Source organism: Acinetobacter sp. SM1B, assembly GCF_003289665.1.
Lineage (GTDB): Bacteria > Pseudomonadota > Gammaproteobacteria > Pseudomonadales > Moraxellaceae > Acinetobacter > Acinetobacter schindleri.
In genome coordinates, this window is the sequence record NZ_QMBM01000001.1 from 849747 (window position 1) to 871724 (window position 21978).

Below are 21978 nucleotides of genomic sequence, written 5' to 3' on the forward strand. Positions count from 1 at the left end.
TTTGCTTTATATCGCTATCCATACGACAATACGCTAGTTATTGGATTTAGGATGAAAACATGCAGCTGATGCCGTTATTACCACGCGTATGGACATTTGAACACTTAACACTGGATCTGTCCCAGCCGCATGTGATGGGAATTCTGAATGTTACACCGGATTCATTTAGTGATGGGGGCAAACATAATTCTCAAGATGCTGCAGTAGCGCGTGCATTAGAAATGATGGCAGAAGGTGCAACAGTTATTGATGTGGGTGGCGAGTCGACCCGTCCGGGTGCATCGGCGGTTGAAGTAAAAGAAGAAATTCGCCGTGTAGTGCCTGTGGTTGAAGAACTGGCCAAGCACAATGTCGTGATTTCAATTGATACTTCCCAGCCAGAAGTGATTAAGGCTGCAGTGAAAGCTGGAGCACATATCTGGAATGATGTTCGTGCACTGACACGACCGAATGCCTTGCTAACTGCTGCTGAGTTGGATATTCCGGTCATTATTATGCATATGCGTGGTGAACCTACTACGATGAATAATCTGGATCAGTATCAAGATGTCACGCTTGATGTCATTGCGGAATTAAAACAGCGCGTGCAGGATGCTTTAGATGCCGGGGTGAAAGCTGAGCACATTATGATTGATCCCGGTTTTGGATTTGCCAAAAATGCTGAACAGAACCTGAAACTACTGAATGAATTGTACAAACTAACTCAACTTGGTTATCCAATATTGTCGGCGTTGTCACGTAAACGCTTTATTGGACAGGTGCTGGATGGAGCAGAAGCCGTAGAACGCGCAGTGGGGTCAGTAGCAGCACACTTGCTAAGTATTCAACAAGGTGCCTGCATGGTACGTGTACATGATGTTAAAGCGACAGCAGATGCGATTAAGGTCTGGAAGGCAATGCAAGCCGCGGTTTAATTATTGGCTAGATTGCATGTTAGGCGGCGTGCTGTTTGGCTTTTAAGCGGCAATATGGTATATAGGGCACGCTTAATTTTTAGTTATAGTTTTAGAGTGCCTGTAATGTTTGCAGATTTACTTCTCCCAATGTTCGATGATGAATATTATCCCGATATTCTGGTTGCTGAAGTAAAGCAGCACATCGAACGTTTTGCCAAAAAGGTGACAAAATCTGGTTTATCTGAATACGAGATTTATCAGTTTGCCAATGCGACTGTGGCAGAAATCAATGAAATGAAACCGCAGTTCGAAGACCTGGATTCCTCTTTAGATGATACCGCAGCAGATTATATTACTGAAGCCATGATGATGGTGGTACAGGAACAGGGATACTTCGAAGTTGAAATGGAAGAGCTGGTCGCGACTCGTGAATGGTGAAAAAAGCCCTGTTTTTTACAGGGCTTTTTTTTAATGATCTAAAAATGCTTCTTTGAAATTTTTATAATGAATTTCATTTAGGAGTTTCTGTTCTTCCTGCATGCAGCGTTGATGTAATTCCAGATAATATTTTTTTAAATCCTTTTGCAGTGGCACAGGTTCTGGCTCTTTACTTTGCGACTGTTGATAAGACCAGTAAGCCAATTGACGGATGTGCTGCAAACGTACCAGCAGGGTGCTGCGGGTAGAACTTCTAAAGCCGGGCTCAATTAACACCGCTACAAAACTGCTGAAGGCAAGTAGACCCAGGCAAGGTAAAGCAATGAACGCTGAATGAAAATACTGGTAATTGATCAGTGACAGAACAACAATCAGGGTTTGAATATATAAACAGGATTGCAAGCGCTTTGCGTAGCGTACAGAACTGTACTTGGCCTGAAACTGGGCACGCCAGATATAAGGATAGAGCATACTAATAAGTACGATCGTACCTGCACTAATGGCCTGATTCTTTGAATCCATAAAGTCTGGATAAAAAGGCAGGGAAAAGCACAGACCACAAAATGCTGTAATCAGCATCAAAATCCCGATACGCAAATATAAATACGGATCAATGGTTTGATTCAAATATTTATAGCGGCTATAGCTAAGTCTGCAAAAGAATGCATCAGGATGGCGTAACTGTAATCTGGCTAGATCGAAAGAGCGGGGTGCGGACATGAGGAGGCACACTCTATTTATAAATTTCAGGCACAAAAAAACCAGCTCATTGCTGGGTTTCTGCATTTGCACCATTTTAAACTGAATCAAAATGGTGCCCGAGGCCAGACTCGAACTGGCACGCTTTGTGGGCGGGGGATTTTAAATCCCCTGTGTCTACCGATTTCACCACTCGGGCATGCGCGCCATCATAGATGAGCAGCGAGAACTTGGCAAGATGATTTCTTATTATTTGTTTTATTTTCAGGCAATTTAGCCATTAAAATTTAAAAGAAAGCAAAGCTGATGTTATTCAAAGCTTTAAATTTCAATAAATTAATCGATTTACAGCATTTCATCCAGATAACTGTCCACATCAATATGTTTAATGCTTTTACAGTACTGGTGTTCAGATTTGAATAACTGGCTATATAGGTCGGCATAGCGGTTTAGCTGACGCTTGAGTACTTCATATTCAGGACTTTGAGCCGAAGTCATATAGAGTTTTAATCGGGTTCTCAGGCTTTGTTTGTATGCCCAGAAACACACACGACGCAGTTGATGCAGCTGATAATATTCACTGTCCTGACTGTTTTGACGAAACAGATTTTCCTTATAAAAACGCACAAAGCCAAAACTGACACCAAAGAACAGGAGCGCCCACATCACAAACTGACTTTGTAAAAATTGAATATTCAGGGCAGACAGAATGACGATTACAGCAAGCTTGACAGGACTATGTCGTAATAGTTGATAAAGTGAATGCGAAGAATGTCGAATCTGTTTAATGACCAAAGGGACAATCACCATCAAGAATAAAAGAATTGCCAGAATGGCATAGGCTTGTGCCTGAAAGTTACTCAGCTCAGTAAAATTACTCAGGAAAATATCTTTCAGTACGAAACTGATTGGCACAAAAATCATGCTCGCCAATAGCCAAGGAATAAATTCACGACGGTCATCCAGTACACCTCTGGTCTTGATCTGACTATAAAACAGGTAATTGTGCTTAAAAGCCGCTGGATAGAGCCGCTGAAGTTGCTGAAGCAGCACATTGACTTGTTGGTTTTGCATGTATGAAGTCGGGCAGGAGATGGATGAGTAAGATTACTATAAAGTAAATTGCTGAATTTTTCCGAAAAATTGCAATGCGCAATTAAATCATCTCACTTGCAGCAGGATTTTGTCTTTTTGTCCGGGAATTATGCGAAAATAGCCTATTGTAAATATTATTTGTAAGGGCAGTTCATGACTGATCAATCTCCTGAGACTTTAAGCGACATCGAAATTCTGGACCTGTTACAGGCAATGAAAAACGATGAATTAGATACCGAAGCGAAAGAAGCTATTCGTCAGGGTGGTAAAGCGGGTCGTCAGGAAGCGCATAAACAGGCGCTGGTTAGATTGCATCAGTCATTTGAAGAAAAATTTGTTGAAGCAGTGTCTATCGCGCTTCATTTGAATGAAGCTCAGATCAAAAAGATTCGTTACAAGAAAGACCGTATCCGTATTTTAAAGGCGCGTGGTATTGATTACCTGGCGATTGATGGTGCGGAAACTGCATTTGTATTGGCACAGATCGCGCAGGCTATTGTGCGTGAAGATGCAATCGTGACGCATGACCTGCATAATATTTTCCCATTCTGGAAAGAAGGCTGGCCAATGGTGCAGTTCGATAATGCCTATAAAATTCTGGAAGATGATATTCGTATTCACTACCAGGCAGTATTAGATGCTTTACTTGAAAATTTCTAAACAGCGCTAAAAAAAGAGCATCCTTGGATGCTCTTTTTTATGGAAAAATCTTTACCCAAGTGTTGAATAGAGTGGGAAAATACCGAAGATGACAGCAGTCACCAACATCACTAAACAGGTAATTACTGCCCATTTAATGGTAAATTCTTGATGTTCACCAAAATTGATTCCCGCCAGTCCACATAATAAGTAAGTAGATGGTACCAAGGGTGAAAGTAAATGCACAGGTTGCCCAACAATTGAGGCACGTGCCATTTCTGCTGGAGTAATACCATAATGTCCGGCAGCTTCCGATAACACAGGTAAGACACCAAAATAGAACGCATCATTCGACATAAAGAAGGTTAATGGCATACTGATCACTGCGGTGATTGGTGCCAGATAAGGTCCCATACTTTCAGGAATAATCTCGACCAATTGCTTGGACATGGCATCAACCATGCCTGTACCTGACAGAATTCCTGTAAAAATACCTGCGGCGAAGATAATACCTACGACTGCCAAAGCACTTGCAGAGTGGTTACCCACCAAGCGCTTTTGCATATCCAAATCTGGATAATTCACAATTAAAGCAATACACAGTGCCACCATGAATAATATTGGAGCGGGTAGAATGCCCATCACCAGCGTAATCATCAAGCCGAGTGTAAGCAAAGCATTGAAGGTACGTAAATGATGGCGGTTGGCTTCAGGGACTTGCGAGATTTGAATATTGTCACCATGGCTAATATCCAGCTCAACAATACCAATGCGTTTACGCTCCATACGACCATACATAAAGCCCAAGAAATATAACCAGATAATGGCTACAAACATCGGGAACAGCATCGGTACAAAAACATCGTTTGGATCGACATGCAGTGCAGTTGCAGCACGTGCTGTTGGTCCACCCCAAGGGGTTAAGTTCATAATGCCACTGGCGAGCATCATTAAACATGCCATGATCAATGGGCTCATACCTATGCGTTTATATAAGGGTAGCATCGCAGCGACACAGATCATATAAGTGGTAGAACCATCGCCATCTAATGACACAATCAACGTTAAGGTAATCGTGCCTAAAGTCACTTTGAGGGGATCCCCTTTGACCTGTTTTAAAATCCATTTTACCGATGGGTCAAACAAGCCTGTATCAATCATGATGGCAAAATACAGAATCGCAAATAACAGCATGACACCCGTCGGGGCAAGTTTTTTGATCCCCTCCATCATCATGGGGCCTAATTCTGAAATATTAAATCCTGCTAGACTGTCGACAAAAAAGCTTAATGCGTAAGTAATGAGAGCAAAAAGAATAGGTATTAAAGTTAAAGCTACGAGCGCGCTCAAACGCTTGGACATGATTAAATACATAAAGCAAATAATCATGCCTAAGCCTAAAATAGTCAGCATGGATCAGTCCTTTGAGTGTGATAGTTTTATTTAATATTCAAGTGAACTTGATACTATTCAATTCAACCCATTTTTTAAATATTATTTAACAAATGGTATTTTTTATTCTATTTTTCTAATAAATAATATATATCCATAAAGTATGGTGAAATGCATGATAAGTATGGATCAGCATTTCTGATATGTAATAAAAAAAGCCTTACGTTCATGTAAGGCTTTAGAAAAAGAAATATTAATCAACTTATTCTTCAGAATCAGATGTTTCAGATTCTTTATGGTCTTGAAGTAAGCGGGTAACCAAAAGCTGATCAATTTTAAAGTGATCCACATCCACAACTTCAAACTTATAGCCGCCAAAAATTACAATATCAGCAGGGCGTGGAATCTTGCGCAGCTTGTACATCATAAAACCAGCCAGCGTTTCATAATTTTCTTCATCTGGCATTTCATCAATGCCTAAGGCATGTTTCATGTCTTCAATTGGCGTACTGCCTTCAATCAGCCATGAATCAGCATCACGTTTAAAGATCTGCTGATCTTCTTCCATTGGTGTTACCCAGTCACCCATTACGGTAATCATGATGTCAGACAGGGTAATCACACCCACGACCAGTGCATATTCGTTAATGACCACTGCAAACTTTTCTTTGCTCGAACGGAAGCGGTCCAGAAGTTCGGATAAGGTCAGAGTGTCCGGAATCATCAACACATTACGAATGGTAGATTCATTCAGCTGATTGATTTTCTGGTTGTTGAGAATACGGACCAGAATGTCTTTGGCATCGACATAGCCAATTACCTGGTCGATATTTTCATTACAGACCAGAAATTTGGAATAAGGATATTGCGCCAGCTTTTGACGAATACTGTCTTCAGCTTCAGTCAGGGTAAAGAACACCACATTTTCACGTGTGGTCATACTGGAAGGAACATTACGTTCTTCAAGTTCAAACACGTTTTCAATAAAGTGGTGTTCCTGCTTTTGTAGTACGCCAGCCTGAGCACCGGCATCCATCACCGCAGAAATATCTGCAAAGGTGATATTGTCATCCCGGATCGTATTGACTTTGAATAACCGGAACAACAGATTGGCAATGGCATTAATTATCCAAGCCAACGGCTTGCAGATTTTAATAAAAATTTGAATCGGGTTGATAACTGCGACTGAAATTTTTTCCGGTGCAATCATTGCCAGGCGTTTTGGCATCAGATCGGCAAACAGAATGAATAATGAAGTCACCAGAGTGAAAGATAAGGCAAAGCTGATGTTCTCGGTCCAAGGACCATCATATATATGCGAGACAAATTCGGCGATATAAGGACGGAAAGCCCCTTCACCCAGAATACCGCCGAGAATGGCGACAGCATTTAAGCCAATTTGGGAGGCAGCAAAGAAGTCTGCTGAGTTTTCCTGCAAATCCAGCACTTTCTGGGCACGGACGTCGCCTGATTCGGCCAAAATTTTAAGTTTGACCTTACGGGCACCTGCGAGTGCGATTTCAGTCAGTGATAAAAAACCAGCCCCCGCGATGAGTATTAAGATAATCACGATGTTTTGAAAGAGGCTCACGTAATCCACCTGTGGATTGATATTATCTTGGAATATTTTTAACACAAAAAAGGACTTGAGGTGTAAAAACAGATCTCAAGTCCTTACAGTATAAGCTTAAAAAATAATAATTTATGTGAAATTCATTTTAATAAGGTGAAAATTGCGAATTATTCTGCATAAATTCACGATTCTCCTCTTCAATCATCTGGCGCGCTACATACAGAATCAGCTGACGCAACCAGCGATGTGCCGGATGATGATGCAGTAATGGACACCATGCCATCTTCAGTTCAAATTCAGGAATATAGAAGGGTGGATCTTTAAGTAGCAAATTATGGTTCTTGGCTTGCAGGCGGGCAATACGGGTTGGTAGCGTTGCTACCAGATCTACATTTGACGCCAAAAGTCCCGGCATCTGATAGTGACGGGTAAATACTGAAATCTTACGTTTTTGCCCAATACGTTCCAGCGCCTGATCAATCCAGCCAAGTCCGGCCTGCTTTTCAGGATTAACCCCGAATCCCACGCCCATGCCGGTTTTAGATACCCAGATATGCTGTGCATCTAAATAGCTTTTCAGGTTCAGGTTACCAGCAGCAGGATGTTTATTATTTAACAGACAAGAAAAACTGTCACGCCACACCAGTACCTGATGGAAACTTTGCGGAATTTCATTAAACCGGTTAATCGCCAGGTCAACCTTACCTTGTTCCATGTCACGATAAGACACATCACTAGGTGTCAGAAAGTCCAGAACAACATTGGGTGCTTCAGAGCGTAAAGCTTTGACCAGGCGCGGTACCAGTGTCGCTTCAGCATAATCTGAAGTCATGATACGGAACACACGATTTGAGGTATAAGGGCGGAACTCGGTACGGGGTTCCAGAATCATGGACAGATCAGACAGGGCATCGCGAATACGTGGCTGCAGTTCGAGTGCACGTTCAGTCGGTGTCATCCCTTCAGAAGAACGGATCAGGAGGGGATCATTAAATAAATTGCGCAGACGACGCAAAATGTTACTCATGGCAGGCTGGGTCACGCCAAGTTGCTCAGCTGCACGTGTGACATTTTTTTCGCGAAGAAGTACATCAAGATAAATTAATAGATTGAGATCGACCCGCTCCAGATTCATAAAAAAAATACCGAAAATAAAATCATGAAATTATAGTGATTATGCCATAAGTACTGCGGCTTGTGTACGTGACCGATGAAAAAAAAGCCACCGAATTTATAACAGTTTTTATTCATTTTCAAACAAGGGGTGTACATAAATCGAGTCTGGATTCTGTCTGTCAAATTGGTCAATTACAGGATCAAACTGGATGCCTATTTTTAGTTAAAACAGGGCAAGTGAAAATGATTTCAAGACAAGAAATGAGTCAATGATTAATAGTAGATAAATTATGTGAAATATATAGTTTTGCATTAATCCAGTTTATCGGAAATATAAAGGAAGACTGGCAAAAAAGACCAAAAAAGTCAGGTCATCAAGCGAGTCAAGACTTAAGTCTAATGAATATTTTATATTCAAGAAGCTGAAATTTTAGACAAAAATAAATTTTAAAAATTTAAAAATAAACTATTAAATACAATAATTTATATAAAAGTAATCAATATATAATTAGACTTTCATCTACATATTTTTTAAATAAATAGTGATAATTCTTGCAGAATATTGGATTAATTTTTTTATTGCATCTAATCTCTATACATCGCAACGAGCTGACTAAAATCTAAACAAAGTTTTGAGGGTCTGATTTTAGAACAACGTTGCAGAAAAATCCTAATATTATTACAGGAATATATCATGACTACATATCAAACAGCGATTGATGCAATCCGCGAATTAAAAGCGAAATTCGGCAACACTTGGGCAGACATCAGTCCTGAAGATGCTGCGCGTATGCAACTTCAGAACCGTTTCAAAACAGGTTTAGACATTGCAAAATACACAGCAGCAATTATGCGTCGTGATATGGCTGCTTATGATGCTGACTCTAGCAAATACACTCAATCTCTGGGTTGCTGGCACGGTTTCATCGCACAACAAAAAATGATTGCGAACAAAAAATACTTCGGTACAACTGAACGTCGCTACATCTACCTTTCTGGTTGGATGGTTGCAGCACTTCGTTCAGAGTTCGGTCCACTTCCTGACCAATCTATGCACGAAAAAACTTCTGTTCCTGCATTGATTGAAGAAATCTACACATTCTTACGTCAAGCTGACGCGAAAGAATTGAACGACCTGTTCCGTTCACTTAAAAAAGCTCAAGAAGCTGGTGACACTGCTAAAGCTGCTGAAATCACTTCTCAAATCGACAACTTCCAAACTCACGTTGTGCCAATCATTGCGGACATCGACGCTGGTTTCGGTAACGAAGAAGCAACTTACTTACTAGCGTAGAAAATGATCGAAGCGGGTGCTTGTGCACTTCAAATCGAAAACCAGGTGTCTGACGCGAAACAATGTGGTCACCAAGCTGGTAAAGTAACTGTTCCACACGAAGACTTCATCGCGAAAATCCACGCGCTTCGCTATGCATTCCTGGAAATGGGTCTAGACGACGGTATCATCGTTGCACGTACTGACTCTGAAGGCGCTGACTTGACTCAAAAAATCCCAGTGGTTAAAGAGCCAGGTGACATCGCTTCTCAATACATCAGCTACTTAGATACAACTGAAATTGACATTTCAGAAGCGCAAGAAGACGAAATCCTGATCAAACGTGATGGCAAACTTCACCGTCCAAAACGTCTTGCTTCTGGTCTGTACCAGTTCCGCGAAGGCACTCAAATCGACCGCGTTGTACTTGACTGTGTAACTAGCCTTCAAAACGGTGCTGACCTTCTTTGGATCGAAACTGCGACTCCAAACGTAGCTGAAATCGCTCACATGGTTAACCGTGTTAAAGAAGTTGTTCCAAATGCGAAACTTGTTTACAACAACTCTCCATCGTTCAACTGGACTTTAAACTTCCGTCAACAAGCGTACGACCGTTGGGTTGCTGAAGGTAAAGACGTATCTGCATACGACCGCGCTAAACTAATGAGTGCTGAGTACGACAACACTGAATTGGCTGCTGAAGCTGACGAGAAAGTTCGTACATTCCAGGCAGATGCTTCTCGTGAAGCAGGTGTATTCCACCACTTGATCACTCTACCGACTTACCACACAGCTGCGCTTTCTACTCACGAGCTTGCTCAAGGTTACTTCGGTTCTGAAGGTATGTTGGCTTATGTTGCTGGCGTACAACGTAAAGAAATCCGTGGCGGTATCGCTTGTGTGAAACACCAAGCAATGGCGGGTTCTGACATCGGTGACGACCACAAAGAAATCTTCGCTGGTGACAACGCGCTTAAAGCGGGTGACGATGCGAAAAACACAATGAACCAATTCTCTGCATAAGCACTGAACTGATTCAAAGAAGACCCTGCGCAAGCAGGGTTTTTTTATACCTAAAATAAAATGAATAACCCTATAAATTGTTGAAACAGCTAGATGAAAGGAAAAATCTTCATATTTTCTTCATGATTTAATTTTATACATGTTTTTCTGTGATCAAGCCTTGTAATTTCAATGCCACTGCTTGAATATCCCTATAGCTGATTCAGTTGTCCAACTCATCCTAAAATTCATCAAATTCAAAGTGATTCAGACCTATGCTGTCTAAGTTTTTTATTCATCGACCTATTTTTGCAGGCGTGCTGGCCATCGTCGTGATGGCGATCGGATTATTTGCGGTCATGAATTTACCTGTGGAACGTTATCCAGATATTGCGCCACCGCGAGTGACCGTATCGGCAACCTATTCCGGCGCATCGGCAGAAACGGTGGAGGAGAGCGTGACCCAGGTACTGGAACAGCAGATTAAAGGCATTGATCACTTGCTGTATTTCAGTTCTAGCAGCGATTCCTCCGGGCGTAGCCGGATCAATATCAGCTTTGAAAACGGGACTGATCCAGACACGGCTCAGGTACAGGTACAAAATGCGATTAATGGGGTGCTGAACCGCTTGCCTGAAGATGTACAACGGCAGGGTGTGAATGTGTTCAAGTCGCTGGGCGATACGCATATGGTGATCAGCCTGTATGACGAATCCGGGCGCAGTGACAATATTGCCTTGTCGGACTACCTGATGACACATCTGGAACAGGACATTTCCCGGATTGAAGGCATTGGTGAGGTGGATGTTTTTGGCTCGCAATATGCCATGCGGATCTGGCTGAATCCACTCAAGCTGAAACAGTATAACCTGATGCCTAGCGATGTGCGTGCTGCGATTGAATCACAGAATACCCAGGTCGCAGCCGGTGCTGTGGGCGATCTGCCTACGGTCGAGGATCAGTATCTGAATGCCAAGGTAACTTCGGGCACGCGACTCAGAACAGTAGAAGAATTTGAAAATATCATTGTAAAGTCTGCCCGGGATGGCAGCTTTATCTATTTAAAAGATGTGGCACGTGTTGAACTCGGTGCAGAAAATTATCAATCCTATAGTACCAATAATGGTTATGCATCCGCAGGTCTGGCGATCTCGCTGGCTTCCGGTGCCAATGCCATCGCGACCTCAGAACGAATCAAGGCGGAAATTGCCCGTCTGTCTAATCAGTTGCCGGAAGGCTATAAGATTGCTTATCCACGGGATAACACGCCATTCGTTCAGGAATCCATTAAGGAAGTCCTTAAAACACTGGTTGAAGCCATCATCCTGGTGATTGTGGTGATGTTTATCTTCCTGCAAAACTGGCGCGCTACCCTGATTCCAGCAGTCACTGTACCAGTGGTTTTACTCGGTACTATGGCAATCCTGTATGCCCTTGGATTCAGCATCAATACCCTGACTTTATTTGCACTGGTTCTGGCAATCGGCCTGCTGGTGGATGATGCTATTGTCGTGGTGGAAAACGTTGAACGTCTAATGCATGAGAAGCAGTTGACCGCCAAGGAAGCAGCACTGGAATCCATGCAGGAAATCAGTGGGGCTCTGGTCGGTATTACTTTGGTATTGACGGCAGTATTTATTCCCATGGCGTTCTTTGGTGGTTCTACCGGGGTTATTTATCGTCAGTTTTCCATTACGCTGGTTGCTGCCATGTCATTGTCACTGATGGTGGCCCTGATTCTGACACCAGCCCTGTGTGCGCTGATTCTCAAACCAAATCCGAATCCGGCACGTTGGGCGCAATGGTTTAACCATAAACTGGAAAGTGTTAAGCAGCGTTATCTGAAACTTTCTAATGTCACCCTACAACATAAGGCCATCTGTTTAATTTTATTTGCCGGTTTGGTTGCTGTATTTGGTCTGTTCTATAAGGCTTTGCCAACCAGCTTCCTGCCAAGTGAAGATCAGGGAACGCTTAGCATTCAGGTGCGCCTGCAAGAAGGTGCGCCGCTAAAGAATACGGTGGCCACCGGAGAAAAGATTCGTGAATATTTCCTGGAACAGGAAAAAGACAATATCAATCTGGTGATGATGCGTTATGGCCGTAACTTCTCGGGTACCGGTCAGAACCTGGCAACCGGTTTTGTGGCACTGAAACACTGGGATGATCGTCCTGGCGAGGAAAATACTGCGCAAGCTATTCGTGAACGTGCCTTAAAACATTTCCGTGGTTTTAAGGATGCACAGGTCAATATTAATATGCCAGCTTCAGTCAGCGGTCTGGGACAAACCGATGGACTGGAATTCTGGATCCGGGATATAGAGGGAAATGGCCGCCAATATCTGGAACAGCAATTTAAAGAATTGGAAGAAAAAACCAAACAATATTCAACGTTTGAAAATCTGGGTAAGAGCTCCAATCCGGAGAAGGCTGAATTAAAGGTTAATATTGACCAGAAACAGGCCATGGCCAATGGTCTGACCCAATCCGCAATCAACAGTACACTTTCTGCTGCCTGGGGGGGTAACTATGTCAATGACTTCATCGACCGAGGCCGGATTAAACGGGTAATGATGCAGGGTGATGCAGAATTCCGTTCCAAACCTGAAGATCTGGCGATGTGGCATGTGCGCAATGACCAGAATCAGATGGTACCGTTCAGTAATTTTGCGACGGTAGACTGGAGCGGTGGTCCGGAAGTGGTAAATCGTTTTATGGGTTATACCGCTTTGCAGATGGAAGCTGATGTCACCAAAGATACCAGTACCGGTGAAGCAATGCGGGATGTAGAAGCATTAGTGGCCGATCAAAAAGGTATTGATGTGACCTGGAGTGGATTGTCCTTCGAAGAAAAACAATCCAGCAATCAGGCCATCTGGCTGTATGCGATTTCGATTGGCTTTATCTTCCTGTGTCTGGCTGCACTCTATGAAAGCTGGAGTATTCCAACTGCGGTAATGTCAGCAATTCCGCTGGGTATTGGTGGGAATATCATTTTCAGTTATTTCGCAGGCTTTCCAAATGATATCTATTTCCAGATAGCCTTACTGACCACGATTGGTTTGTCCTGTAAGAACGCCATTCTGATTGTGGAATTTGCTGCCTTGGCAGAGCAGCATGGCAAATCCGTTGTCGCGGCAGCGCTGGAAGGTGCAAGCTTGCGTCTACGTCCAATTTTAATGACGTCGTTGGCCTTTGGTGCCGGGATTCTGCCACTGGTTTTTGCCTTTGGTGCCGGGGCGGTCAGCCGTCAGGAAATCGGAGTCAGTGTTCTGGGTGGGGTAATCTTTGGAACTGTGTTGGTGCTGATCTTTATTCCATTTATGTATGTGATGATCCGTAGCCTGTTTCAGAAGAAAAAGCAGGCACTGAATTAAGATCATCTACCTTCAGCTATAAAGATCAATGAAGTAACACCATGCTTCACTCAGCTGAGGCATAGTGAATGAAACTAGAATATAAAAATATATGATAACAAGAGGGCAGCAGCGCGCAGATGGATCAGCAAGTTGAACAGGTACGGGAATTATTAAAATTGCATCAGACAGGTGCAGACCAGCAGCTGGCACAATTGAATATCGCCGATCAGGCAAGGCTATTAGCCGAGCTGAAACCAGCTGAACGGCAGCATCACTTTGAGCAGCTGCAACGCCCGGTAGAAGTCTTTGAATACTTGCCTCTGCATCAGCAGCTTCAGCTTACGGCATCATTATCTCTCGAAGAACTGGTGACCTTACTGGATGCAATGCATTCGGATGACTTTATTGACCTGTATAAACAGCTGCCTCTTTCGGTACAGCAGCAATTGCTGGGCAAGCTTTCAGCACAGTCATGTCAGGTACTAAAAGTACTCCATGCCTATCCGGAGGAAACTGCCGGTGCATTGATGAGTTCGGATTATTTGACGCTGCCTCCTGAACTCAGCATGAACGAGGCAATTGAAACGCTACGTGATATTGCTGGAAATCATGACACGCTGTATCTGATCTATATTGTAGATTCACAGCTACATCTGCTGGGGGTAATTTCATTACGTCAGATTATTCAGGCACTGCCTACCGCGACTATTGCCGAGGTTATGACGAAAGAAGTGATTTATGGCACGGTGGATGAAGATCAGGAAAAGATTGCACGCACGCTGGCCTATTACGACTTTATTGCCTTGCCGATTGTTGATACGTCCAAAAAACTGGTCGGGATTGTGACTTATGACGATGCCATGGATATTGCCGAGGCCGAGAGCACGGAGGATTTCCAAAAAGCAGGTGCGGTATCACCGCTAGATCAACACAGTATCAAAACTGTGCCGATTTTATCGCTGTATAAAAAGCGGGTATTCTGGCTGGTACTGCTGGTGTTTGGCAGTTTGCTATCCAGTTTTGGTATTGCCAAATATGAGGACATCATTGCGGAACATATCGTATTGGTATTTTTCCTGCCACTGCTGGTGGGAAGTGGCGGGAATGCAGGTTCTCAGTCTGCTACATTGATGGTCCGGGCATTGGCAACTGGCGATGTACAGTTTACAGACTGGTTCCGTCTGGTTGGACGGGAGTCTCTGGTGGCGCTGTGTCTTGGTCTAACTATGGCCTGTGCTGTTTCGATTCTGGGTTATATCCGGGGCGATCTGATGGTTGCTGTAGTACTTGCCATCAGTATGACCGGGATTGTTTTGCTTGGTTGTCTGATTGGCATGAGTCTGCCATTTATCTTGAATAGGCTGAAACTCGATCCTGCCAGTGCTTCAGCGCCCCTGGTGACATCGATCTGCGATGCCAGTGGGGTGGTGGTGTATTTGTTCGTGGCATCCAGACTTTTGTTTTAAGTTAATAAAATTACGCTATATTTTTAATATCTAATTAGGTTAGGCTGAATCATTACACAATGATAAACGGGTTGTTCCGATGATTGAGACAGACAACAGCAACTCACCAAAACTGACACAACAGGAAGTCATTCGCCTGGAACGGGATTTGGCCAAGTTTGCCAATATGATGGACTCCGTAGTCCGGATTCCGTTTACCAAGCAGGGTGTTGGTGCTGATGCTGCACTCAGTACCGTACCTGTGGCGGGAGATCTGGCTGGTTTTGCCTTGACCTGTTATGCCATTTATAAGGCACGTCAGATCGGCGTGCCACAGTCCAAACTGAATCCGGTCATTAAATTGGCAACCATGGATGCCGTGGTCGGTTTTATTCCCGTGGCTGGAACCATCTTCGATATTTTTATCCGTCCTAGCCGTAAGGCCTTGGATATCGTGCATGATCATATCCGTGAGGAATACCAGATCCACACGGATCGGCATGTGGTACATCCTTTTCTGCATGAAAAACTAGAACAGAAACAGCAGCAGTCTGCATTCTGGCGCAATCCAGTGGTTGCCTGGATCTGGATTCATATTCCGGATATTCTGGGTACCATTTTCCTGATTCTGTTTGTACTGGCAATTGGCTGGGGTGGGATGGCCCTGTACCAATGGATCAGTCAAACTGCTTAAACACAAAAGTATAGATAAAAGAAAAGCCTCTGTCAGGAGGCTTTTCGGTATAGCGTTGTGCTCAGTAGATTAAGGACAATCAAGCTGATGCAAAGCGGCTACACGTTGTTCAATCGTTGGATGTGTCTGGAACAATGCAGCCAAGCTGAAACCTTGTTCTTGACCTGCTGAAATTGCAAAGGCTTTCATTTCTTTCGGCATGGCATCTGGCATTTCAGATTCTGCCTGTAAGCGTAATAGCGCAGAAATCATGGCCTGTTTACCTGCTAAACGTGCACCGGCTTCATCGGCACGGTATTCACGATGACGTGAGAACCACATCACGATAGCGGATGCCAGGATACCAAATACGATATCAAGCACAATGGTAATCACGAAGAAAGCAATTCCTGGTGCTTCACCATCTTCACGGCCAAATACGTTACGGTCGATAAAATCACCAGCAACCCGGGCAAAGAACATGACGAAGGCGTTGACCACACCCTGAATCAGAGCAAGTGTTACCATGTCACCATTGGCAACATGACCAATTTCATGGGCAAGTACAGCACGTAACTCATCTTTGTTCATGCGTTCTAGCAAGCCTGTAGAAACAGACACCAGTGCATCGTTTTTGTTCCAGCCGGTCGCGAAAGCATTTGACTGGTAAGATGGGAAAATACCCACTTCTGGCATTTTAATACCAGCGCGCTGAGATAGCTGTGCTACTTCCTGTAATAACCATGCTTCTGCCTGGTTACGAGGAGCATTCGGATCAATCAGTTCAGTACCAGTAGTCTTCTTCGCCATCCATTTAGACATGAATAGTGAGATTAAAGAACCCACCATACCGAACACAAAACAGATCACTAGCAGGTTGCCTAGATTCAAGCCACCCGCGCCATGGTAACTACCGACACCGAAGAGTGACAAGATAATGCCAGCTACAACCAGTACCGCGAGGTTGGTTAGCAAAAACAAACCAATCCGCATCATTGAGAAATCCTCTTATTATAGAAAAATAATCTGATTAGCAAATTACAATCATTACCCTCAATATGAGGTGAAATGACTCAAATTTCAAGAAAAAAAATAGTAAATTACCCAGAATTTACCTCATCACCATGATCAACCAAAACTTAGGATGAATGATGAAGAGGAAGGGCTTAATCGTTGATATATATTCTGGCGGATGCAGTGGCATGTGCGGTGGCATAAGAACCGGCAGGCGCATCAGTGAAGCTGCCATCTGCATTGGCAATGATCTGACGCTGATAATTGCTGGCTTTAATGGTAGGCGCTGCCGACGTTTTATAATTGGCAGAGCTGGCCAGAATCTTGGCGGTTTCAACCGGTGCCGCAGCGGCGGTCAGATTAACACCACTGGAATATAGATTGTGATACCGGCTGGTCACACGGCGTACATAGTCTTGCGTCTCGCGGAAGGGCGGGATACCGCCATATTTGCTGACATTGCCTTCACCAGCGTTATAACCTGCCAGTGCTAAAGCGGTATTGCCATTAAAACGTTTCATTAGCCAGGCCAGATATTTGGCACCTGCCATAATATTCTGATGCGGATCATAAGCATTAGATACATTAAAGCGGCGTGCGGTAGCAGGCATGAGCTGCATTAGTCCCTGAGCACCGACTGGAGAACGGGCATGGACATTAAAGCCAGATTCAGTATGCATCACAGCCTTGATCAGACCTTCAGAAATACCGTGCTTTTGTGCAGCCTCACGGATAATTGAATCAAAGGCATTTTTGTTTTTGCTATAGCTCGGCAATACCGAAGCCTCACTTGAGCCCCAGTTGCTATAGCTATGAATGTTACTGTCCGGGTAATAGGTCTTTTTTTCTACTTTTAGATTACTGTAGCGACCTTTATTATTCGTCAGCAGGGTAACACCATTGCTATCTTTCATTTGATAGATCGTCTGACCTGCATGCGAAAAAGCAGCAGTTCCCATCAAAATATAAAGACAACTTAGTACAGAAGTCCCCTTAAACCACAAATTTTTATTCATTGTAAGTATATGTATTGAACATTTGTCCCCAAAACTTACTACAGAGTTTAACAAAATTTACTGTAATGAAAAGTGATGAGCGACGCATTTATAAACAAGTTTGTAAATGCAAGTCCCTAATGTTGAAGAACTAACCAAAAAAAATATTTATTTTTTTTTAATATGGCTTTCTTGACACACTTAAATAATTGATTCTAAATATAAAATAAATTGGTTAAAAAATGATCAATTTAAATAGAACCCTTATTTTTGGGGCCGATAAAGCTGTCAAGTCGTTTTAAATCCACAAAGTTATCCACAGGTTTTGTGGAAAACTGTGGAAAAGTTCAAAACATAAGCATCCTGGATAAAAAATGAACTGTTTCGTTCAATTTATCAATCTAAATAAAACATGAAGTTTAGAGTATTACTTCAATAACAGGAAAATAAATTCTTTTGATGCGAGAAGCACCCGAATCGGATAAAATTGCGCGGTATTTTTATTTATGGGTTATTCTCGTCTATGTACTCGCCAGTTGAATCCGAGCAAGGATTTAATTTCAAACCAGAATTGCCAACAAGCTCTGCCTATTACCGTTTGTTGAAAAAGCTTCGCCGTCAGGTCGGACACGCTATTCGTGACTTTAAAATGATCGAAGATGGCGACAAGGTCATGGTGTGTATTTCTGGTGGTAAAGACAGCTATACCTTGTTAGATATCATGCTGCAGTTCAAGCGTATCGCACCTATCAACTTTGATGTAGTTGCAGTAAACCTGGACCAGAAACAGCCGGGCTTCCCTGAAGATGTATTACCACGTTATCTTGAAGAAAATAACATTCCGTATTACATCCTGGAAAAAGACACTTACAGCATTACCAAGAAACTGACGCCTGAAGGCAAGACTTACTGTGCCGTATGTTCTCGTCTGCGCCGTGGCTCGCTGTATGGTTTCGCGCAAGAAATTGGTGCGACCAAAGTTGCGCTCGGTCATCACCGTGATGACATCTTGGCAACGTTCTTCCTGAACCTGTTCCATGGCGGCAGCTTAAAAGCGATGCCACCAAAACTGTTGTCTTCAGACAAGAAGAACATCCTGATCCGTCCACTGGCTTATGTGGAAGAGAAGGACATCATCAAATATGCCGAGATGCGTCAGTTCCCGATCATTCCATGTAACCTGTGTGGTTCTCAGGAAAACCTGCAACGTGCCATTATTAATGACATGCTGCGTGACTGGGATAAAGCTCATCCGAAACGTCTGCACAGCATTTTTGGTGCACTGCAAAATGTTTCACCGTCACAACTGGCTGACCGCGAACTGTTTGACTTCGAGGCACTCGATAGCCAACGTGAATTCGACTTTAAAGATTCTTGCTCAACTGAAGAAGCAGTAGAAGGCGAGAGTAAGCGAATTAATATGGTCAACCTCGGTTTTGCTGCGGATTAAGACCTTTTTGACGGGTATTCATTCAAGTTGAATGCCTGTCAAGCCTTATCAATCAAGGCTATGTACATAAAAACAGAAAGATAATGACAAAAATTGAACGCTGCGTACAAAATTCGTTAGCCATTCGACAAATGATCATGTTATAACAATCTGCAAGCGCAATAGCGTCAACAATGATGTTGTCTGGATAGACGACACACACGAACTAATAAATTGAGGAAAGATCATGCCTGCTTTTTTAACTGATGATTGGTTTTCAACTGTAGAAACTCTGACTGCTCAAGCAGGTGACCTAAACCTGGCGCCAGCGCTTGCGAATCTTGCAATCAACCTGGTGGTTGCGGACGCTACAGGTAATACTGAATTATCTTTAGATGGTGGAGCGATCAAAAAAGGTCTGTCTTCAAATGCGAAGACTACGCTGAACATGGATGCAGAAACTCTGCGTAAAGTATTCCTTGAGTTTGACATGGCTGCTGCAATGCAAGCATTCATGACCGGTAAGATCAAGGTTCAGGGGGATATGTCTCAGCTGATGGCGTTGCAAACTGCAAAACCAAGCCAAGAGCAAAAAGATCTGTTCAAGAAAGTGCTTGAGCAAACAACCTGATCAATCCTATCTGCATAAAAAAAGCTTACCCAAGGGTAAGCTTTTTTTATGGTTTGAATAAATCAGATATTCACAAGCTCTGAACTTTTAATCTGTTCCAGATAAGAACGGATACGGGTTACATATTGCAATGCCTGACGATAACGGCCATTGCTGGCTTTGTTATGCTCCAGATAGCTATACAGGTTTACCCAGTTATCCGGATCCTTCCCCTGGTTACGGATACTGTTCTGAATTTTCTGAACTGCACCTGGACCCATGTTATAGGCTACTAGGGCATACCAGTTACGGTCTGGCATAGGAATATGCTCAAAGCGTGACAGCATCTTGTCATAGTATTTTGCACCGCCCTCAATACTTTGAACAGGATCGGTACGGTTATTTACACCCATTGCCTTTGCGGTTGAGCTTGTCAGCATCATCAGACCACGGACACCGGTCGGGGACACGGAGTTTGGCTTGAGATAAGATTCCTGGTAGCCGATCGCGGCGAGCAGATGCCAGTCCAGGCCGTATTGCTGTGCAGATCGCTGGAAGCTGGCCTTGTAAATGGGGAGGCGCTGGCTAAGATCCTGATGGATATTATCCCTGAAATGCTCCTCGACTACATTCTGATTGTAAAAGGAAGCGAGCTGATTGATTGCGCCGCTTTGCTTGCTGTTACATACGAAATTACTTGCAGTCTGGCTCAATGGATCATTGGCTGATTTGAAAACCCAGTTCAGGTTGGCATTCAGGCCTTTAGACGACAGGGAACTGCCATCACCACAAGTTGCAGAGAATGACGTCAGTTTACGCGCTTCAATGCTGCTGATACTGCTTGTAGTCATTGCCATGTTGGCTTTGCCTTGAGCAACCATTTTCAATGCAGTGGCATCATCGCTCACTGTTTTGAAATCCAGTTTTACATTCATGTTTTTGGCATAGTTACGAACCAAATCATAACCAAAACCATGCAGGTGACCACCTTCTTCAAACACTGTGGTCGGGCTCTTCACAGCAACAACAGTAAGCTTATTGCTGTTGACGACACTATCAAACTGGTGTGCCGGTGTTTTACTTGCATTGATGGCGTGGAATGGAACAAGCGCAGTGCTCAATACAAGAATTTTTACAGGGAGAGAGGAAAATAAAGATCTTAGGCAAAGCCTCGACCCAGAAGATGAACTACTGTGCATGTTGTCTCCGCTACAAGTAATTTATGCCCTCGAAAGTTTTAGGCAAAAGACACCACAGAACTTTCTTAAAGTTGATAAATTCAATTAGGGTTGGGCAGTCATGACGTCATTCAAAATGACTTGGGATTAAACGGCAATGTGTAGAAAAACTACACAGATTAAAAAATAAACAAAGTTAATCAGATGTGCGCATGGTAATGATCAAAAAATAGATTGTCAAATTTTGTACGCAAAAATGTTTAAAAATGTAATTTAAGTATTTAAAATCATTAGAAAATTTTTTTAGTATTATGTTTGCTTGTTAAAATAGCCAATAAAATAGGGCAGTTAGCAAAGAAAACGATGTCATGAGTGGTGTAAGAAAACGATGAAATCCAATTTGATTACCCGTGGTGGGCATGACAAATTAGTGGCAGAACTTAAATATCTGTGGCATGAAGAACGACCGGAAATCACTAAAAAAGTGAACTGGGCCGCCAGCCTCGGCGACCGTTCTGAAAACGCTGACTACCAGTACAACAAGCAGCTGTTACGCAAGATCGACCGTCGTGTCCGTTATTTGGGCAAACGTCTGGAAGAGCTACGGATCATTGACTTTTCACCTGAGCAGGAAGGGAAGGTTTACTTTGGTGCTTGGGTCGAAATTGAAAATGAAGCCGGAGAACAAAAGACTTTACGCATAGTGGGAGTTGATGAAATTTATGACCACCATCCACAGCATATTTCGATTGATTCGCCAATGGCACGTGCGCTGCTCGGCAAGCAGGTTGATGATGAAGCAGAAGTAATAACACCCTCCGGTAAGAAAGTCTGGTTCATCAATACCATCCGCTATGAAAAGCCTGAAAATTCAGCAAATTGACCGAATTGATTTTATTTTGTGCATTTGATAGCTAAATTTTTGAAAAATATTTGCCAAGCCGGATTTTTATTTATATGATGGCGCCCATGGAAGCGTGGCAGAGCGGTTTAATGCACCGGTCTTGAAAACCGACGAGGGCTTATACCCCTCCGTGAGTTCGAATCTCACCGCTTCCGCCAAATTTGAAAACCCCGATCGAAAGATTGGGGTTTTTTTATGCTTATAATTTTTTTCATGTTAGTGATTCCGTTTTAATCAGCATCATAAAT

At 43.2% G+C, this 21978-nt stretch carries 17 protein-coding genes, 2 tRNA genes and 1 pseudogene; 11 read left to right on the forward strand and 9 right to left on the reverse strand.

Annotated elements, in window-relative coordinates; genetic code table 11:
- Positions 1-59: 59 nt before the first annotated feature.
- Entirely contained in the window at positions 60-914 is an 855-nt protein-coding gene (gene folP / locus C8322_RS04030; protein ID WP_004814950.1) for a dihydropteroate synthase, read from the forward strand.
- 105 nt (positions 915-1019) lie between these two features.
- A complete protein-coding gene (locus tag C8322_RS04035) occupies positions 1020-1334 on the forward strand; it encodes a DUF5713 family protein (protein ID WP_103799939.1) in 315 nt (104 codons plus the stop codon).
- 30 nt (positions 1335-1364) lie between these two features.
- Here the strand turns inward: C8322_RS04035 and C8322_RS04040 are convergent, their stop codons facing one another.
- From C8322_RS04040 to C8322_RS04050, 3 genes are all read right to left on the reverse strand, one after another.
- Entirely contained in the window at positions 1365-2054 is a 690-nt protein-coding gene (locus C8322_RS04040) for a hypothetical protein (protein ID WP_071320252.1), read from the reverse strand.
- 92 nt (positions 2055-2146) lie between these two features.
- Positions 2147-2232, reverse strand: a tRNA-Leu gene (locus C8322_RS04045).
- A 146-nt stretch (positions 2233-2378) separates the two neighbouring features.
- Entirely contained in the window at positions 2379-3107 is a 729-nt protein-coding gene (locus tag C8322_RS04050) for a hypothetical protein (protein WP_004814955.1), read from the reverse strand.
- A gap of 174 nt (positions 3108-3281) precedes the next feature.
- Between C8322_RS04050 and C8322_RS04055 the strand changes: the two genes are divergently transcribed.
- On the forward strand, positions 3282-3788 hold the full coding sequence (locus C8322_RS04055) for a hypothetical protein (protein ID WP_004814957.1): 507 nt from the start codon (positions 3282-3284) through the stop codon (positions 3786-3788).
- A 51-nt stretch (positions 3789-3839) separates the two neighbouring features.
- On the opposite strand, the gene C8322_RS04060 is transcribed toward C8322_RS04055, so the two are convergent.
- From C8322_RS04060 to C8322_RS04070, 3 genes are all read right to left on the reverse strand, one after another.
- Positions 3840-5180, reverse strand: coding sequence for a CitMHS family transporter (locus tag C8322_RS04060; protein WP_076753941.1), 1341 nt, complete (start codon positions 5178-5180; stop codon positions 3840-3842).
- 241 nt (positions 5181-5421) lie between these two features.
- On the reverse strand, positions 5422-6750 hold the full coding sequence (locus C8322_RS04065) for a hemolysin family protein (RefSeq protein WP_103799944.1): 1329 nt from the start codon (positions 6748-6750) through the stop codon (positions 5422-5424).
- Between the two features lie 127 nt (positions 6751-6877).
- Positions 6878-7867 (reverse strand): LysR family transcriptional regulator, encoded by a 990-nt coding sequence (locus C8322_RS04070; RefSeq protein ID WP_004814962.1) that lies wholly within the window; start codon positions 7865-7867, stop codon positions 6878-6880.
- Between the two features lie 675 nt (positions 7868-8542).
- On the opposite strand from C8322_RS04070, the pseudogene C8322_RS04075 reads away from it, so the two are divergent.
- The 4 genes and pseudogenes from C8322_RS04075 (at position 8543) to C8322_RS04090 (ending at position 15621) form a co-directional block, all read left to right on the forward strand.
- Positions 8543-10144 (forward strand): annotated as a pseudogene (locus C8322_RS04075) (isocitrate lyase).
- 254 nt (positions 10145-10398) lie between these two features.
- The gene (locus C8322_RS04080) at positions 10399-13500 is read left to right on the forward strand and encodes a multidrug efflux RND transporter permease subunit (protein WP_108675398.1); all 3102 of its coding nucleotides are present in this window, start codon (positions 10399-10401) and stop codon (positions 13498-13500) included.
- 119 nt (positions 13501-13619) lie between these two features.
- Positions 13620-14948 (forward strand): magnesium transporter, encoded by a 1329-nt coding sequence (gene mgtE, locus C8322_RS04085; RefSeq protein WP_103799937.1) that lies wholly within the window; start codon positions 13620-13622, stop codon positions 14946-14948.
- A 79-nt stretch (positions 14949-15027) separates the two neighbouring features.
- A complete protein-coding gene (locus tag C8322_RS04090) occupies positions 15028-15621 on the forward strand; it encodes a DUF4112 domain-containing protein (RefSeq protein WP_004892045.1) in 594 nt (197 codons plus the stop codon).
- Between the two features lie 69 nt (positions 15622-15690).
- Here the strand turns inward: C8322_RS04090 and htpX are convergent, their stop codons facing one another.
- Both htpX and C8322_RS04100 read right to left on the reverse strand, forming a co-directional pair.
- A complete protein-coding gene (gene htpX, locus C8322_RS04095; protein ID WP_004814968.1) occupies positions 15691-16596 on the reverse strand; it encodes a protease HtpX in 906 nt (301 codons plus the stop codon).
- A gap of 170 nt (positions 16597-16766) precedes the next feature.
- Positions 16767-17573 (reverse strand): lytic transglycosylase domain-containing protein, encoded by an 807-nt coding sequence (locus tag C8322_RS04100; RefSeq protein ID WP_008305700.1) that lies wholly within the window; start codon positions 17571-17573, stop codon positions 16767-16769.
- Between the two features lie 559 nt (positions 17574-18132).
- Between C8322_RS04100 and ttcA the strand changes: the two genes are divergently transcribed.
- Together ttcA and C8322_RS04110 are read left to right on the forward strand one after the other, a co-directional pair.
- Complete coding sequence (gene ttcA / locus C8322_RS04105; protein ID WP_004814970.1) at positions 18133-19059, forward strand: tRNA 2-thiocytidine(32) synthetase TtcA; 927 nt, start codon at positions 18133-18135, stop codon at positions 19057-19059.
- Positions 19060-19285: 226 nt separating this feature from the next.
- The gene (locus C8322_RS04110; protein WP_004814972.1) at positions 19286-19669 is read left to right on the forward strand and encodes an SCP2 sterol-binding domain-containing protein; all 384 of its coding nucleotides are present in this window, start codon (positions 19286-19288) and stop codon (positions 19667-19669) included.
- Between the two features lie 62 nt (positions 19670-19731).
- Here C8322_RS04110 and C8322_RS04115 read toward each other — a convergent pair whose 3' ends face one another.
- The gene (locus C8322_RS04115; protein WP_071320241.1) at positions 19732-20847 is read right to left on the reverse strand and encodes a transglycosylase SLT domain-containing protein; all 1116 of its coding nucleotides are present in this window, start codon (positions 20845-20847) and stop codon (positions 19732-19734) included.
- Between the two features lie 367 nt (positions 20848-21214).
- On the opposite strand from C8322_RS04115, the gene greB reads away from it, so the two are divergent.
- Positions 21215-21709, forward strand: a complete 495-nt coding sequence (gene greB / locus C8322_RS04125) for a transcription elongation factor GreB (protein WP_004814978.1) — start codon at positions 21215-21217, stop codon at positions 21707-21709.
- A gap of 88 nt (positions 21710-21797) precedes the next feature.
- A tRNA-Ser gene (locus C8322_RS04130) sits at positions 21798-21888 on the forward strand.
- Positions 21889-21978: the final 90 nt, after the last annotated feature.